Annotated in this window: 14 protein-coding genes; all 14 read left to right on the forward strand. The window is 53.3% G+C overall.

The window, feature by feature from the left end:
- The first annotated feature begins 4 nt into the window (after positions 1-4).
- Positions 5-1519 carry a F0F1 ATP synthase subunit alpha gene (atpA, locus tag HMPREF1207_RS13755; RefSeq protein ID WP_009677068.1) on the forward strand — a complete coding sequence of 505 codons (1515 nt, stop codon included), beginning with the start codon at positions 5-7 and terminating at the stop codon, positions 1517-1519.
- A gap of 48 nt (positions 1520-1567) precedes the next feature.
- On the forward strand, positions 1568-2431 hold the full coding sequence (gene atpG, locus HMPREF1207_RS13760) for an ATP synthase F1 subunit gamma (RefSeq protein ID WP_009676985.1): 864 nt from the start codon (positions 1568-1570) through the stop codon (positions 2429-2431).
- A gap of 44 nt (positions 2432-2475) precedes the next feature.
- On the forward strand, positions 2476-3885 hold the full coding sequence (gene atpD / locus HMPREF1207_RS13765; RefSeq protein ID WP_009677112.1) for a F0F1 ATP synthase subunit beta: 1410 nt from the start codon (positions 2476-2478) through the stop codon (positions 3883-3885).
- A gap of 147 nt (positions 3886-4032) precedes the next feature.
- Complete coding sequence (locus HMPREF1207_RS13770) at positions 4033-4437, forward strand: F0F1 ATP synthase subunit epsilon (protein WP_009677079.1); 405 nt, start codon at positions 4033-4035, stop codon at positions 4435-4437.
- Between the two features lie 189 nt (positions 4438-4626).
- The gene (locus HMPREF1207_RS13775) at positions 4627-4992 is read left to right on the forward strand and encodes an NADH-quinone oxidoreductase subunit A (RefSeq protein WP_009677054.1); all 366 of its coding nucleotides are present in this window, start codon (positions 4627-4629) and stop codon (positions 4990-4992) included.
- Positions 4977-5495, forward strand: a complete 519-nt coding sequence (locus tag HMPREF1207_RS13780) for a NuoB/complex I 20 kDa subunit family protein (RefSeq protein WP_009676983.1) — start codon at positions 4977-4979, stop codon at positions 5493-5495. The genes HMPREF1207_RS13775 and HMPREF1207_RS13780 overlap by 16 nt, the downstream gene beginning before the upstream one ends.
- Entirely contained in the window at positions 5492-6463 is a 972-nt protein-coding gene (locus tag HMPREF1207_RS30575; protein WP_009677050.1) for an NADH-quinone oxidoreductase subunit C, read from the forward strand. Before HMPREF1207_RS13780 ends, HMPREF1207_RS30575 begins: the two co-directional genes overlap by 4 nt.
- A 4-nt stretch (positions 6464-6467) precedes the next feature.
- Positions 6468-7565, forward strand: coding sequence for an NADH-quinone oxidoreductase subunit D (locus HMPREF1207_RS13790; RefSeq protein WP_009677012.1), 1098 nt, complete (start codon positions 6468-6470; stop codon positions 7563-7565).
- On the forward strand, positions 7565-8572 hold the full coding sequence (nuoH, locus tag HMPREF1207_RS13795; protein WP_009676967.1) for an NADH-quinone oxidoreductase subunit NuoH: 1008 nt from the start codon (positions 7565-7567) through the stop codon (positions 8570-8572). The genes HMPREF1207_RS13790 and nuoH overlap by 1 nt, the downstream gene beginning before the upstream one ends.
- Positions 8573-8617: 45 nt before the next feature.
- Complete coding sequence (gene nuoI / locus HMPREF1207_RS13800) at positions 8618-9070, forward strand: NADH-quinone oxidoreductase subunit NuoI (RefSeq protein WP_009676972.1); 453 nt, start codon at positions 8618-8620, stop codon at positions 9068-9070.
- Entirely contained in the window at positions 9063-9593 is a 531-nt protein-coding gene (locus HMPREF1207_RS13805; protein ID WP_009677063.1) for an NADH-quinone oxidoreductase subunit J, read from the forward strand. The genes nuoI and HMPREF1207_RS13805 overlap by 8 nt, the downstream gene beginning before the upstream one ends.
- Position 9594: 1 nt before the next feature.
- Complete coding sequence (gene nuoK / locus HMPREF1207_RS13810) at positions 9595-9906, forward strand: NADH-quinone oxidoreductase subunit NuoK (RefSeq protein WP_009676991.1); 312 nt, start codon at positions 9595-9597, stop codon at positions 9904-9906.
- Between the two features lie 82 nt (positions 9907-9988).
- Complete coding sequence (nuoL, locus tag HMPREF1207_RS13815; protein WP_009677058.1) at positions 9989-11863, forward strand: NADH-quinone oxidoreductase subunit L; 1875 nt, start codon at positions 9989-9991, stop codon at positions 11861-11863.
- A complete protein-coding gene (locus HMPREF1207_RS13820) occupies positions 11853-13481 on the forward strand; it encodes a complex I subunit 4 family protein (protein WP_009677041.1) in 1629 nt (542 codons plus the stop codon). Before nuoL ends, HMPREF1207_RS13820 begins: the two co-directional genes overlap by 11 nt.

Genomic DNA, 13481 nt, shown 5'->3' on the forward strand with positions numbered 1-13481 from the left:
TTCGTTGAGTATCAGACCTGATGAAATCAGCACGCTGATTAAGCAGCAAATCGAAAATTATACAGCAGATCTGCAAGTCGTTGAAGTCGGTACGGTTATCACTATCGGTGACGGTATCGCTCGTGTGCACGGCTTGGAGAACGTCATGGCCGGTGAGCTTCTCGAGTTCGCCAACGGCGTTGTGGGCATGGCGCAGAACCTGGAAGAAAACAATGTAGGTATCATCATTCTCGGACCGTATTCCGACATCCGTGAAGGTGACCAAGTTAAGCGTACAGGCCGCATTATGCAGGTGCCTGTAGGCGAAGCGCTGCTCGGACGCGTTGTTAACGCACTGGGTATGCCGATTGACGGCAAAGGACCGATCGAAGCTTCCGGATACCGTCCGGTTGAATCCGCGGCTCCTGGCGTTATGGCGCGTAAATCCGTACACGAGCCTATGCAGACCGGTATCAAGGCGATTGACGCGCTTGTACCGATCGGCCGCGGCCAGCGTGAGCTGATCATCGGTGACCGTCAAACCGGTAAAACGGCGATTGCCATCGATACGATCATCAACCAAAAAGGCAACGGCGTGAAATGTATCTACGTGGCCATCGGTCAAAAGCAGTCCACCGTTTCCAACGTAGTGGATACACTCCGCCGCAACGGCGCTCTTGATTACACGATCGTCGTAACCGCGAGTGCATCCGAACCGGCTCCATTGCTCTTCCTGGCTCCTTATTCCGGCTGCGCAATGGGCGAATACTTCATGTACAAAGGCGAGCATGTCCTGATCGTTTATGACGATCTGTCCAAACAAGCTGCCGCTTATCGTGAGCTTTCCTTGCTCCTCCGTCGTCCACCGGGCCGTGAGGCTTATCCGGGTGACGTATTCTATCTTCACTCCCGTTTGCTTGAGCGTGCAGCTAAGCTGAACGACGAACTGGGCGGAGGCTCCATCACGGCGCTTCCATTCATCGAAACTCAAGCGAGTGACGTATCGGCGTACATCCCGACCAACGTTATTTCCATTACGGACGGTCAAATCTTCTTGGAATCCGACCTGTTCTATTCCGGTCAGCGTCCGGCCATCAACGTGGGTATCTCCGTATCCCGTGTAGGTAGCTCCGCTCAAGTGAAAGCCATGAAGAAAGTTGCCGGTACCCTGAAGACTGACCTTGCACAATATCGCGAATTGGCTGCTTTCTCGCAGTTCGGTTCCGACCTTGATAAAGCAACGGTTTCCCGTCTGAACCGTGGTGAGCGTACATTGGAAATCCTGAAGCAGGGTATTAACGAGCCGATGCCTTTCGAAAAACAGGTTATCAGCATCTATGCCGCTACTAAAGGTTTCCTGGACGAATTGCCGGTTAAAGACATTACCCGTTACGAAAAAGAATTCCTTGCATACCTCGATGCCAACAAACCGGAAATCGCCAGCTCCATCCGTGACACGAAGGATCTTACTTCCGACACGGAAAAAGCGCTGGTTGCAGCTATCGAGACATTCCTCAAAGGATTCTCGGTATCCGAATAATTATGAGAATTTGCGATTCCATAATCAAGCTGCAGGGGGTGAAACAGTATGGCTAAGGGTATACGCGAGATTAAGCGTCAGATTAAGAGCAAACAGAACACGAGGCAGATCACTAAAGCGATGGAGATGGTCGCGGCTTCCAAGCTGAAGCGCGCCCAGAACAATGCGGAGGCATCCCGTCCTTATGCGGATAAGATCCGCGAAGTGGTGTTTAGTGTGGCTGCAGGCTCGAAGGGCGTTCAGCATCCGATGCTCCAGGTTCGTGAAGTCAAACGCACGGGATATCTGGTTTTGACTTCAGACCGCGGACTCGCTGGCGGTTTTAACGCCAACGTGCTTCGGAAGGCGTTAAATGCTATTCGTGAGCGGCATAAATCTACGGATGAATATGCGGTTTTCGTTGTTGGCCGCAAAGGCAAGGATTTCTTCAAGCGGAGAAACATCCCGGTCTTTGACGAAGTCTCAGGTCTCAGCGATTCTCCGACGTTTGCCGATATTAAGCAGCTCGCTTCGTCCGCTGTACAGAACTTCATCGACGGCAATTACGACGAGCTGTACGTCTACTACAACCAGTTCCATAACGCAATTACGCAAACGCCGGTTGAGAAAAAGCTGCTGCCGCTCGAGCAGCCGGAGTCCGGCAGCAGCGCTGTCTCTTCTTACGAATATGAGCCCTCCGCCGAAGGCGTTCTGGAAGTACTGCTTCCGAAGTATGCGGAAACGGTCATTTTCAGCGCCGTGCTGGAAAGCAAAGCGAGCGAATTCGGCGCGCGTATGACCGCTATGGGCAGCGCGACGAAGAATGCGACGAAGATGATTGCAGAGCTTACACTTTCCTACAACCGTGCACGTCAGGCGGCAATTACCCAGGAAATCTCGGAGATTGTTGCCGGTGCCAACGCATTGAACTAATGCGCAGTGCGGAACTAAGCATTTGAGTACAGGAGGGAAATACAATGAGCAAAGGACGTGTTGTTCAGGTCTTGGGACCGGTTGTCGACATCGAGTTCGAACGTGGACATCTTCCCGAGATTCTGAATGCCATTAAAATTCAAAAAACTGCTCAATCCGCTGATCAAGAAAACAGCGAAGTGACAGTTGAAGTTGCCGTACACCTTGGCGACAACCAAGTACGCTGTGTAGCTATGTCTTCCACGGACGGTCTCGTGCGCGGAATGGCAGCTATCGATAGCGGTGCCGCTATCTCCGTACCGGTCGGTCCTGCTACGCTGGGTCGTGTATACAACGTACTGGGCGATCCGATCGACGGCAAAGGTCCTGCGGACCGGACCCTGACATCCCCGATTCACAAGCAAGCTCCTGAGTATGTCAACCTGACGACTCAAGCTGAAATGCTGGAAACGGGTATCAAGGTTATCGACCTTCTTGCTCCTTACATGAAGGGCGGAAAGATCGGCCTCTTCGGTGGTGCGGGTGTAGGTAAAACCGTAACCATGCAAGAGCTTATTCATAACATCGCGCAGGAGCATGGCGGTATCTCCGTATTTGCCGGCGTAGGTGAAAGAACACGTGAAGGTAACGACCTTTATCACGAGATGAGTGATTCCGGCGTTATCGCCAAGACTGCAATGGTGTTCGGTCAAATGAACGAACCTCCAGGCGCGCGTCTGCGTGTTGCTCTTTCCGGTCTGACTATGGCCGAGTATTTCCGTGATGAGGAAGGCCGTGACGTACTTCTGTTCATCGACAACATCTTCCGTTTCACACAAGCGGGCTCCGAAGTTTCCGCCCTCCTCGGACGTATGCCGTCCGCGGTAGGTTACCAGCCTACGCTGGCAACCGAAATGGGTCAGCTTCAAGAGCGTATTACTTCCACGACCAAAGGTTCCGTAACGTCGATTCAAGCGATCTACGTACCGGCGGATGACTACACTGACCCGGCTCCGGCAACCGCGTTTGCCCACTTGGACGCAACGACTAACCTCGAGCGTGCCATTGCCGCGAAAGGTATCTTCCCGGCGGTTGACCCGCTTGCCTCTTCTTCCCGTATCCTGACTCCTCAGGTAGTAGGCGAAGAGCACTATGAAGTGGCGCAAGGCGTTAAGCGTCTGCTTCAGCGTTACAAAGAACTTCAAGATATTATCGCGATCCTCGGTATGGACGAGTTGAGCGAAGAAGACAGGGTTGCCGTTAACCGCGCAAGACGCGTAGAACGCTTCCTGTCCCAACCGCTCCACGTTGCCGAAGCGTTTAACGGTATGCCAGGTCTCTACTGCCCGGTTAAAGAAACCGTACGCAGCTTTAGAGAACTGCTTGACGGTAAGCATGACGATCTGCCGGAAGCAGCTTTCGTTAACGTAGGTTCGATTGATGAGGCCGTTGAAAAGGCAAGAACGATGGTATAAGCAATCGGGTCATGCGGGCATCTGCCTGCTTTCCCGGGTTTGAGCCGAGTCGGGGAGAGGATCTCTCGCAGAGCGCTTCTTTCTGACAAGGTGAAAAGCTTACGAAGCGAACGAACTTTCTAGCGAAAGTTCTGGGGAGGAATGAGCGTGAGTACTTTCCTTTTGGAAATCGTAACTCCGGAGCGCATCGTATATACCCAGAATGTTCACATGGTAAGTGTCGACGGCATCGAAGGCCAACTTGGCATTCTTCCAAACCACATTCCGTTTGTGACACCCTTGAAAATCGCACCCGCCACGATCAAATTTGAGAATGGCAAACAAGAAACTGTCGCTTTGAACGGCGGTTTCATGGAAGTGCGCAAAGATAAGGTTGTCATCCTGGCGGAAAGTGCGGAGCTGCCTGGCGACATTGACATCGAACGTGCGAAGTCTGCGAAGGAACGCGCCGAGAAACGTTTAACGGGTAAGAAGGATGAAGCTGATTTCCAGCGCGCCGAACTTGCTCTTAAACGGGCGTTGAACCGGATCGGGGTTTACGAGCATAAATAAGCAAGAAGAACAGAGGACGTTCATGCGTCTTCTGTTTTTTATTTTCTCAGGAAAGTATACGCTTACATCTAAAATCATTTTCATTAGACACATTTTTTGAGCGTATGCTATAATTGGAAAGGCGTTACATTACCAAATTTTATGAGATGATTCAAGATTTCTTATGAAAATGGAGGCGGTTTCAAGCAGATGTACGCGGTAAAGTATGTGATCGTAGCCATTTTCGTCGCACTCGGCATTTTGCTTCCGGTTGCAGCTCTTACGATCGGCAGATGGCTTAGACCCAATAAGCCGAACGAAGACAAGGCGACCACTTACGAAAGCGGAAATGAGCCGGTAGGGGAAGGTCAGGTCAGGTTCAATATCCGGTATTATCTTTTCGCCTTAATGTTTGTCATTTTCGATGTAGAAACCGTATTTTTGTATCCGTGGGCCGTGGCGTATAACAAGCTGGGGCTGTTTGCACTGGTGGAAATGTGTATTTTTGTCCTGCTTCTCGGTGTCGGGCTACTTTATGCTTGGAAGAAGAAGGTGCTGCAATGGACTTCAATTTAGAGTCGATAACTCCGGAGGATCGTGCTGAACTGGATCGTAACGTGTTTATGACAACCCTGGAGCAGGTCAAAGCCTGGGCAAGGAGCAATTCCTTGTGGCCGCTCACTTTCGGTCTTGCCTGCTGTGCCATCGAAATGATGGGTACGGGCGCATCGCATTATGATCTGGACCGTTTTGGCGTTATTTTCAGGACATCTCCCCGCCAATCCGATGTGATGATCGTGGCCGGCACGGTGACGAAGAAAATGGCTCCGCTGCTGCGCCGTCTGTACGATCAAATGCCGGAACCGAAGTGGGTCATTGCGATGGGGTCCTGCGCTACAGCGGGCGGTCCGTACGTAAAATCTTATGCGGTTGTAAAAGGCGTCGATCAGGTGGTTCCGGTTGATGTCTATATTCCGGGCTGTCCGCCGAATCCGGCGGCATTGATTTATGGAATCAATAAGCTTCAGGAGAAAATCCGTTACGAGGCGAAAACCGGAAAGCAGGTGACGAACCTGTGACCGATAAGGAAAAGGAAAATCCGCAGGAAACCGATATTCGATCAAAACCGACAAAATCAGACGAAAAATTGGAAGCGAATACAATTGAATATAAGGAAAAACAAGGGATTTTGTCGAAAGAGGAAAAAGACGAGTTACATACAAGTTTAGAGAGCACAGGATCAGCGGGGGACGGCACGGCGCCTCGGGTCCCTTCGCCCGAGCAGAGCGCCTCGGCAGCGGGCACCGGCGAATCGGCGCCGGAGACCCCGGCGTCCGGTGCTGCACAGCGCCCGGACGCAAACCGTGCGGCAGCGCGAAGCACCGCTGCCGCTGAAGCCGGCGGCACCGCTGCGGCCGCGGTGAGCGGCGCTGCTCCGACTGAGGGCGCAGCGGCCGAGGACGGCGGCGACAAAGCGAAAGTCGCCGCCGAAGCTCGCGCAGCCCGTGCGGCGGCCCGCGCCGCCAAAACCGCGGCTCCGGCGGAGGATGCCCCGCCGAAGCCGCCGTCCCCGAACCAGCCGCTGCTGGACCGGCTGGTCGAGATCCTGAAGGGAGAGGTGGCCGAAAACGCCGTTGATGAAGCGTTCATCAACGAGATCGACGGCCACCGTCCCTTCGTGGTTATCCACGGCGAGCACTGGGTGCGTGCCGCGGAGGTCTTCCTGCAGCACGAGGAGCTGCAGTGCGGCTACCTGCGCAGCGTGAGCGGCGTAGACCTCGGCAGCCAGCTGGAAGTGGTTTACCATCTGCTCTCTATCCCGCTGCGCAAAGAATACGGAGTCCGCGTGCGCACAGAGCGGGAGGCTCCGTCCGTTCCCTCTGTCGCTTCCGTATGGCCGACCGCGGACTGGAACGAGCGGGAAATCTATGACCTGCTGGGCATTGATTTTCCCGGCCATCCCAACCTGACGCGCATCATGATGCCGGACGAGTGGGTCGGCCACCCGCTGCGCAAAGATTACGAAGCGTACGACCCGGAGGTGTAGCGTTTTGTTACGGACAGAAGAACTGCTGCTTAACGTAGGGCCTCAGCATCCCAGTACCCACGGGGTATTCCGGATTATCGTCAAGCTGGACGGGGAGATTATCCGGGAGGCGATCCCGGTAATGGGTTACCTGCACCGCGGTACCGAGAAACTTGCGGAAAATCTCAATTACACACAAATTATTCCTTATACGGACCGGATGGATTACGTTTCGGCCATGACAAACAATTATGTGCTGGTCAATGCGGTCGAACGGATGCTTGGCCTGCAAATACCGGAAAGAGCCGAATATTTGCGTATTCTGGTCATGGAGCTTCAGCGGATTGCCAGTCATCTGGTCTGGTGGGGAACTTATTTGCTGGATATCGGGGCGATGAGTCCGTTTCTTTATGCGTTCCGCGACCGGGAGATGATCATCGACTTTTTCAATGAACTGTGCGGCGCCAGGCTTACCTACAATTATATGCGTGTCGGCGGGGTCAAATGGGATGCTCCGGAAGGCTGGCTGGACAAAATCCGGGCATTTATTCCTTACATGAAGAGTAAGCTGGAAGAGTATGACCGTCTTGTCAGCGGCAATGAAATTTTTCTCGCTCGGATCAAAGGCGTAGGCCGTTACGATGCCGATACGGCTATCGCTTACGGATTAAGCGGGGCGAACCTGCGTTGTACCGGCGTGAAATGGGACTTGCGTAAGGATCAGCCTTACTGCATCTATGATCGTTTCGATTTTGACGTACCGGTGGGAACCAATGGTGACTGCTACGACCGTTATCTCATTAGAATGGAAGAGATCGTTCAATCCCTGCGTATCATCGAACAGGCGCTGGATCAGATTCCCGAAGGCGATACGATGGGAAAAGCTCCCCGGGTCATCAAGCCGCCGGAAGGCGATATTTATGCGCCGATCGAATCACCGCGGGGGGAAATCGGCTGTTTTATTATGTCCAAAGGGCGGCCCGAACCGTTCCGGCTGAAGTTCCGCCGCCCCTCCTTCGTGAATCTTCAAATTTTACCGAAGCTGCTGGTCGGGGAAACCATGACGAACCTGATTACCATTCTCGGCGGGATTGATATCGTTGTAGGGGAGGTGGACGGCTGATGCTGGATCTGGTCGGACAACCGCTGACATGGACGACGGGGCTTATTTTCGCGGCCTACGGCGTTGTGCTGCTTCTTATCATCCTGGGATTCGTAACGTATGCCATCTACTTTGAGCGAAAAGTCATCGGCTGGATGCAGGGGAGATACGGCCCGAACCGTGTAGGCCCGCTGGGACTGCTGCAAACGGTCGCTGACGTGTTTAAGCTGCTCATCAAGGAAGATACCATTCCGCGCAAAGCGGACCGGGAGCTGTTCATTCTCGCGCCTGTGCTTACGTTTATCCCGGCGTTCGTCGTTGTGGCGACGATTCCGTTCACGGCGAATCTCATTCATGCCGATCTTGATGTCGGCCTTCTTTATTACGTAGCGCTGTCCGGTATTTCTACCCTGGGAATGATTCTCGGCGGTTGGGCTTCCAACAACAAATATGCCCTGCTCGGCGGCATGAGGTCAGCCGCCCAAATGATCAGCTACGAGGTTCCTCTCGTCATTTCCGTGATCGGGGTCATCATGATGACCGGCACCTTGAACCTTCATAAAATCGTGGAAGCCCAGGGCGATAACTTCTGGAACTGGAACTTCCTCCCCCAGATCGTCGGTTTTATCGTCTTCGTCATTGCGGGCGTGTCCGAGCTGAACCGCACCCCGTTTGACCTGCCTGAAGCCGAATCGGAGCTTGTAGCCGGCTACCATGTCGAATACAGCGGATTCCGTTTCGCTTTCTTCATGCTTGCGGAATATGTGTACGTCTTTGCGATCGCTTCTTTAACGACGGTCCTTTTCCTGGGCGGCTGGCACGCTCCTTTTGCTTTTCTCACTTTTATTCCCGGCATTGTCTGGTTTCTGCTTAAATTCTCGTTCATTGTCTTCTTCTTTTTCTGGATCAGGGCGACTTTGCCCCGAATCCGGATTGATCAGCTGATGGGACTCGGCTGGAAGGTTCTTTTGCCTCTGGCGCTGCTCAATATTTTTATAACGGCTCTCTACATGGGTCTTACCGGATAACGCGGCCGCTGCCGTTCTATGAAGTCGTAAAGGAGGAGAGGGCCAGTGAAAGGTCTTATCAAAGGATTAGGCGTTACACTCAAAACGATGACTCAGAAAAAAGTGACCTACGCTTATCCCGATGTGCCCCTGCAAATGCCGGACCGGTTCCGGGGAATCCAGCATTTCGAACCGGACAAATGTATTGTCTGCAATATGTGCGCGAAAGTGTGTCCCACGGAGTGTATTACCTTGACAGGGAAGCCCAATCCCGATCCCGATAAAAAGGGCAAAATTATCGACACCTACGATATCAATTTTGAAATCTGCATCCTTTGCGATCTCTGCACGGAAGTTTGTCCGACCGAAGCGATTGTGATGACCAACCACTTTGAATTGAGCGCCTACAGCCGTGACGAGCTGTTTAAAGATATGCAGTGGCTCACGGACAACAACACGCTGGTGCGTAAAGAAAACAACTCCGCCCTTCCCAAAGGAGGCGCGAAGAAAGATGTTTAGCGGGTTAGGAAGCTTTTTGTCGCAGGGGGAGAACTGGTGGTTCCTTCTGTTTGCCATCTGTGCGATCGGAGGCGCCATCTATATGATCACCTTCACGAAAGTCGTTCATATGGTGCTGTCCGTTGCTTTTACGTTCGTCAGTCTGGCCGGGCTCTATGTGCTGCTGGAAGCGGAGTTTGTCGGTTTTGTCCAGATTCTGATCTATGCGGGAGCCATCTCGATCCTGATGATTTTCGGCATTATGATGACCAACCACCGGGCTGAGGAGAAGGCCAAGAGCGGGCCGGTTCAGAAGATTCTGCTCGGTATCGGGTCGTTGGGGCTCTTCGGCAACCTTTTCTATGCGATTCAAAATACGACCTTTCCGTCGGCCTCAGGCTCTCTTCAAACCGGGCAGGATAATACGCTTGAGATCGGAAAACTGCTGTACAACGAATACGTCATTCCGTTCGAAATTATGTCCGTGCTGCTGACGGTCGCCTTTATCGGAGCGATTGTCGTTGCCAAAAGAGAGGAGGATTAACGTGACAAGTGTCGTGACGCCTTATCTGACTCTGGCGGCCATTTTGTTCTGTATCGGTTTGTACGGGGCTTTGTCCAAGAGGAACGGTGTCATCGTTCTTCTCTCCATCGAACTGATGCTCAACGCCGTGAATCTGAATCTGGTCGCATTCGCCAAAATGGGCGCGCAACCTGCGCTGACCGGGCAAGTTTTTTCCTTGTTCACCATCACGGTAGCGGCAGCGGAAGCGGCTGTTGGCGTCGCTATCCTGATCGCTCTCTACCGCAATAAGGGAACGGGCAACGTGGATGAAATGAACTCCATGAAGCATTAGCGGCGAACGGTGCGGCTCTTATCCTCATCTTTGATTGGCAGAGCTGTCTAACGTCATGGCCTTGAAGGAGGAAAGGAAAAATATGATTTCCGTTTATTCGCAATATGCCTGGCTCATCCCGCTGTTTCCGCTCCTGGCCTATGTTCTGATAACCGCTTCGGGCAGATCGGCAAGAAGAACAGGTCTTTATCTGAGCACGGCCGCCATCTTCGCTTCGTTTGTCGTGGCCCTTCTCATTCTTATTGAGAGACTTGGAAAAGGCGTTCAAGACTACACCTGGAACGGTTTCCAGTGGCTGCGGGTGGGCGATTTTGCGGTGAGCCTGGGCTTCGAGGTCAATAATTTAAACGCGATCATGCTCATTGTTGTCACTCTCGTATCATTGCTGGTCCATATCTATTCGATCGGATATATGAAGGACGACGAGCGGGTCCATGTGTTTTTCAGCTACATAGCGCTCTTTTCTTTTTCGATGCTGGGGTTGGTTATTTCGGTCAACCTGGTGGAGTTTTATCTATTTTGGGAACTTGTCGGAGTCTGCTCGTTCCTGCTGATCGGATTCTGGTATACGAAACCCGAGGCTAAGGCTGCCGCAAAAAAAGCTTTTATCGTGACAAGAATCGGTGATTTCGGATTGTTTATCGGAATTCTTCTTCTGTTCTGGAGCATGCCGGGTCATGCGCTGGATTTTAATTCGGTACAAAATGCGTTTACAAGCGGTCAGGTGGAAAGCTCCGCAGCAACTTGGATCGCGCTTCTCTTCTTTATGGGGGCCATGGGAAAATCGGGGCAATTCCCACTGCATACCTGGCTGCCCGATGCGATGGAAGGCCCTACTCCGATCAGTGCGCTTATTCATGCCGCGACTATGGTGGCGGCCGGGGTTTATCTGGTCGCCCGTACGTTCGATGTTTTCCTCGCGTCGGATACGGCGATGCAGGTCGTCGCTTATGTAGGCGGTTTTACGGCGATTTTCGCAGCGACAATCGGAACGGCGCAGAACGATATCAAGCGGATTCTCGCCTATTCGACCGTATCCCAGCTGGGGTATATGATGATGGCGCTTGGAGTGAGCGCTACGTATACGACGGGAATATTTCATTTGTTTACGCACGCTTTCTTTAAAGCTCTCCTGTTTCTGGGTGCGGGCAGCGTTATTCATGCCGTACACACGCAGGATATTACCAAAATGGGCGGAATCGGCGGAAGGATGAAGATTACGGCATGGACCTTCGCGATCGGAACGCTGGCTCTTTCCGGAATTCCTCCGTTCTCCGGTTTCTGGTCCAAGGACGCGATTCTGTCCCAGGCTTACGAGACGAATTCGTTGCTGTTCTGGGTCGGCATCGTCGGTGCTTTCTTTACGGCCTTGTATATGGCCCGGCTCTTTTTCTTGGTATTCTGGGGCAAACCGCGCAGCGGTCAAGAGGTTCACGAATCTCCGGTCTCTATGACGCTCCCGCTCCTTCTGCTGGCGGTTCCCGCCGCTCTTGCCGGATTTCTCTACACCCCGTGGAGCGGGTGGTTCGGCGACTGGCTGACAGGCAGGACCGAAGAAGAGGCCGTTCACGCGGGCGTGATGCTTCTCTCTACGGCGGCGGGCGTTCTGGGCCTCGTTCTGGGCTACCTGCTGTACGCAAGGAAGCCGGGAAGCTTTGTGTTCTCCGCAAAGTTTCCATGGCTGTACAATCTCGTGAGTCGTAAATATTATATCGACGAAATTTACCAGACGGTCATTGTCCTCCCGCTGCGGGGAATCGGGTATCTCTTGCAGGCCGTAGACACGTTTATCGTGGACGGTGTCGTCCGGCTCGTGGCCGTAGCCGCCGTCGGACTAGGCCGAACGGGCTCGCGCCTGCAGAACGGCCAAGTCCAGACTTACGGTGTGATTACCCTGCTCGGCCTGCTTGTTCTCATCCTTGCTGTAGCCGGAAGGAGGTTTATCCATGTCGGCTAACCTGCTTAGTCTGATCGTGTTTTCCCCGCTGCTCGGCGTGCTCGTCCTCCTTTTTTTGCCGAAGGAGAACAAGAAAGCGCTCCAGGCCGTATGCATGGCGGCGACCGGAATTCCGCTTCTGCTCAGCATATGGCTGTATGCGGCTTATTCCAACGGAGCGTCAGGGATGCAGTTCAAAGAGCAGTTGGACTGGATCCGCATCCCCCTCAACAAAGAAGGGATCGAAGGTCTCGCCAGCTTCTACTGGACCGTTCAATACCATCTGGCCGTTGACGGTTTGTCGATGCCGCTCGTTTTCCTCACCGCGTTAGTGTTTACAATGGCCGCCCTCGCTTCGATCTACATCAAAAAAAGATGGAAGGCTTATTCGATCTGGCTACTGCTGCTGGAAGTCGGCGTTTTCGGCGTGTTTACGTCCCAGGATCTGTTTCTGTTCTTCCTCTTTTTCGAAGTCACCCTCGTTCCGATGTTTTTCCTGATCGGAATCTGGGGCCGCGTAGACCGGGAAAAGGCAGCCGGCCGCTTTCTGATTTACAACGGACTCGGCTCGGCCATCATGCTTGTCGCATTCGTTATTCTCGTCACGACGGCGGGAATTTCCCAGCAGATCACGGGCAATCAGCTGACCGTATTCTACAGCGGCGATATCCAGACGATTGTACATAACCTGCTGCAGGACCCGGCCGCCCTGGTAAATCAGGTGTCGCCTAATCCTCAAGCGGAAAATCCGTTCTTCTTGAGCGGGGGCATGAAAACGGCCCTTCTGGTCATGCTGCTCATCGCTTTCGGCATCAAGCTGCCGATTTTTCCGTTTCACACCTGGATGCTCAAGGTGCACACGGAAGCTCCGCCTCCCGTGGTGATGATTCACTCAGGTATTTTGCTGAAAATGGGCGCTTACGGACTCATCCGTTTCGGCATCCTGCTGTTTCCGGCGCAAGCGCAGGATTGGGCATGGGTACTCGCCCTGCTGGGTGTCATCAACATTTTGTACGGAGCCCTGCTGGCTTTTGTCCAGAACGAGTTCAGGCTAGTGCTCGCATATTCCAGTATCAGCCACATGGGCATTGTACTGCTGGGCTTGGCGGCCTTTAATCCGATCGGCATGCAGGGAGCGATTTTCCAGCTCGTTTCTCACGGCCTAATTTCCGCTCTCATGTTCCTGCTCGTCGGCAGTATTTACGAACGGACCTCCACGACGGAACTAGGCAAGCTGGGCGGGCTGGCGAAATCCATGCCTTTTCTTAGCGCTATTCTGCTTGTGGGAGGGCTTGCTTCCCTCGGTCTGCCGGGGCTCTCCGGCTTCGTGAGCGAACTGCTGGCGTTTATCGGCTTGTTCGGTTCGGCCCGGATTCTGGCGATTATAGGTGCAGTCGGCATTATCCTGACGGCCGCTTATGTGCTGCGGGGGGTCATGAAGATGACTTACGGACCTCTGCCGGAACGGTACAAGGGACTGCCGGATGCCCGGTTTATAGAAGCTGTGCCGATGATTGCGCTGGTCGCTTTCATTCTTCTGCTAGGCGTGTATCCGGGTATACTGAGCGAGCCTCTGCAGCAGACGGTAAACGGGTTTCATCAGACGATTCACAGCTTAGCTGGGAAGATAGGGGGATAG

Origin of the sequence: Paenibacillus sp. HGH0039, assembly GCF_000411255.1 — a bacterium.
Lineage (GTDB): Bacteria > Bacillota > Bacilli > Paenibacillales > NBRC-103111 > Paenibacillus_F.

Bases quoted from the DNA above. Each gene is read 5' to 3' on its own strand.
- nuoH (WP_009676967.1), top strand. From the start codon at position 7,565: ATGCTGGATCTGGTCGGACAACCGCTGACATGGACGACGGGGCTTATT.
- HMPREF1207_RS13780 (WP_009676983.1), top strand. From the start codon at position 4,977: ATGGACTTCAATTTAGAGTCGATAACTCCGGAGGATCGTGCTGAACTG.
- atpG (WP_009676985.1), top strand. From the start codon at position 1,568: ATGGCTAAGGGTATACGCGAGATTAAGCGTCAGATTAAGAGCAAACAG.
- nuoL (WP_009677058.1), top strand. From the start codon at position 9,989: ATGATTTCCGTTTATTCGCAATATGCCTGGCTCATCCCGCTGTTTCCG.
- atpD (WP_009677112.1), top strand. From the start codon at position 2,476: ATGAGCAAAGGACGTGTTGTTCAGGTCTTGGGACCGGTTGTCGACATC.
- HMPREF1207_RS13775 (WP_009677054.1), top strand. From the start codon at position 4,627: ATGTACGCGGTAAAGTATGTGATCGTAGCCATTTTCGTCGCACTCGGC.
- HMPREF1207_RS13805 (WP_009677063.1), top strand. From the start codon at position 9,063: ATGTTTAGCGGGTTAGGAAGCTTTTTGTCGCAGGGGGAGAACTGGTGG.
- HMPREF1207_RS13820 (WP_009677041.1), top strand. From the start codon at position 11,853: ATGTCGGCTAACCTGCTTAGTCTGATCGTGTTTTCCCCGCTGCTCGGC.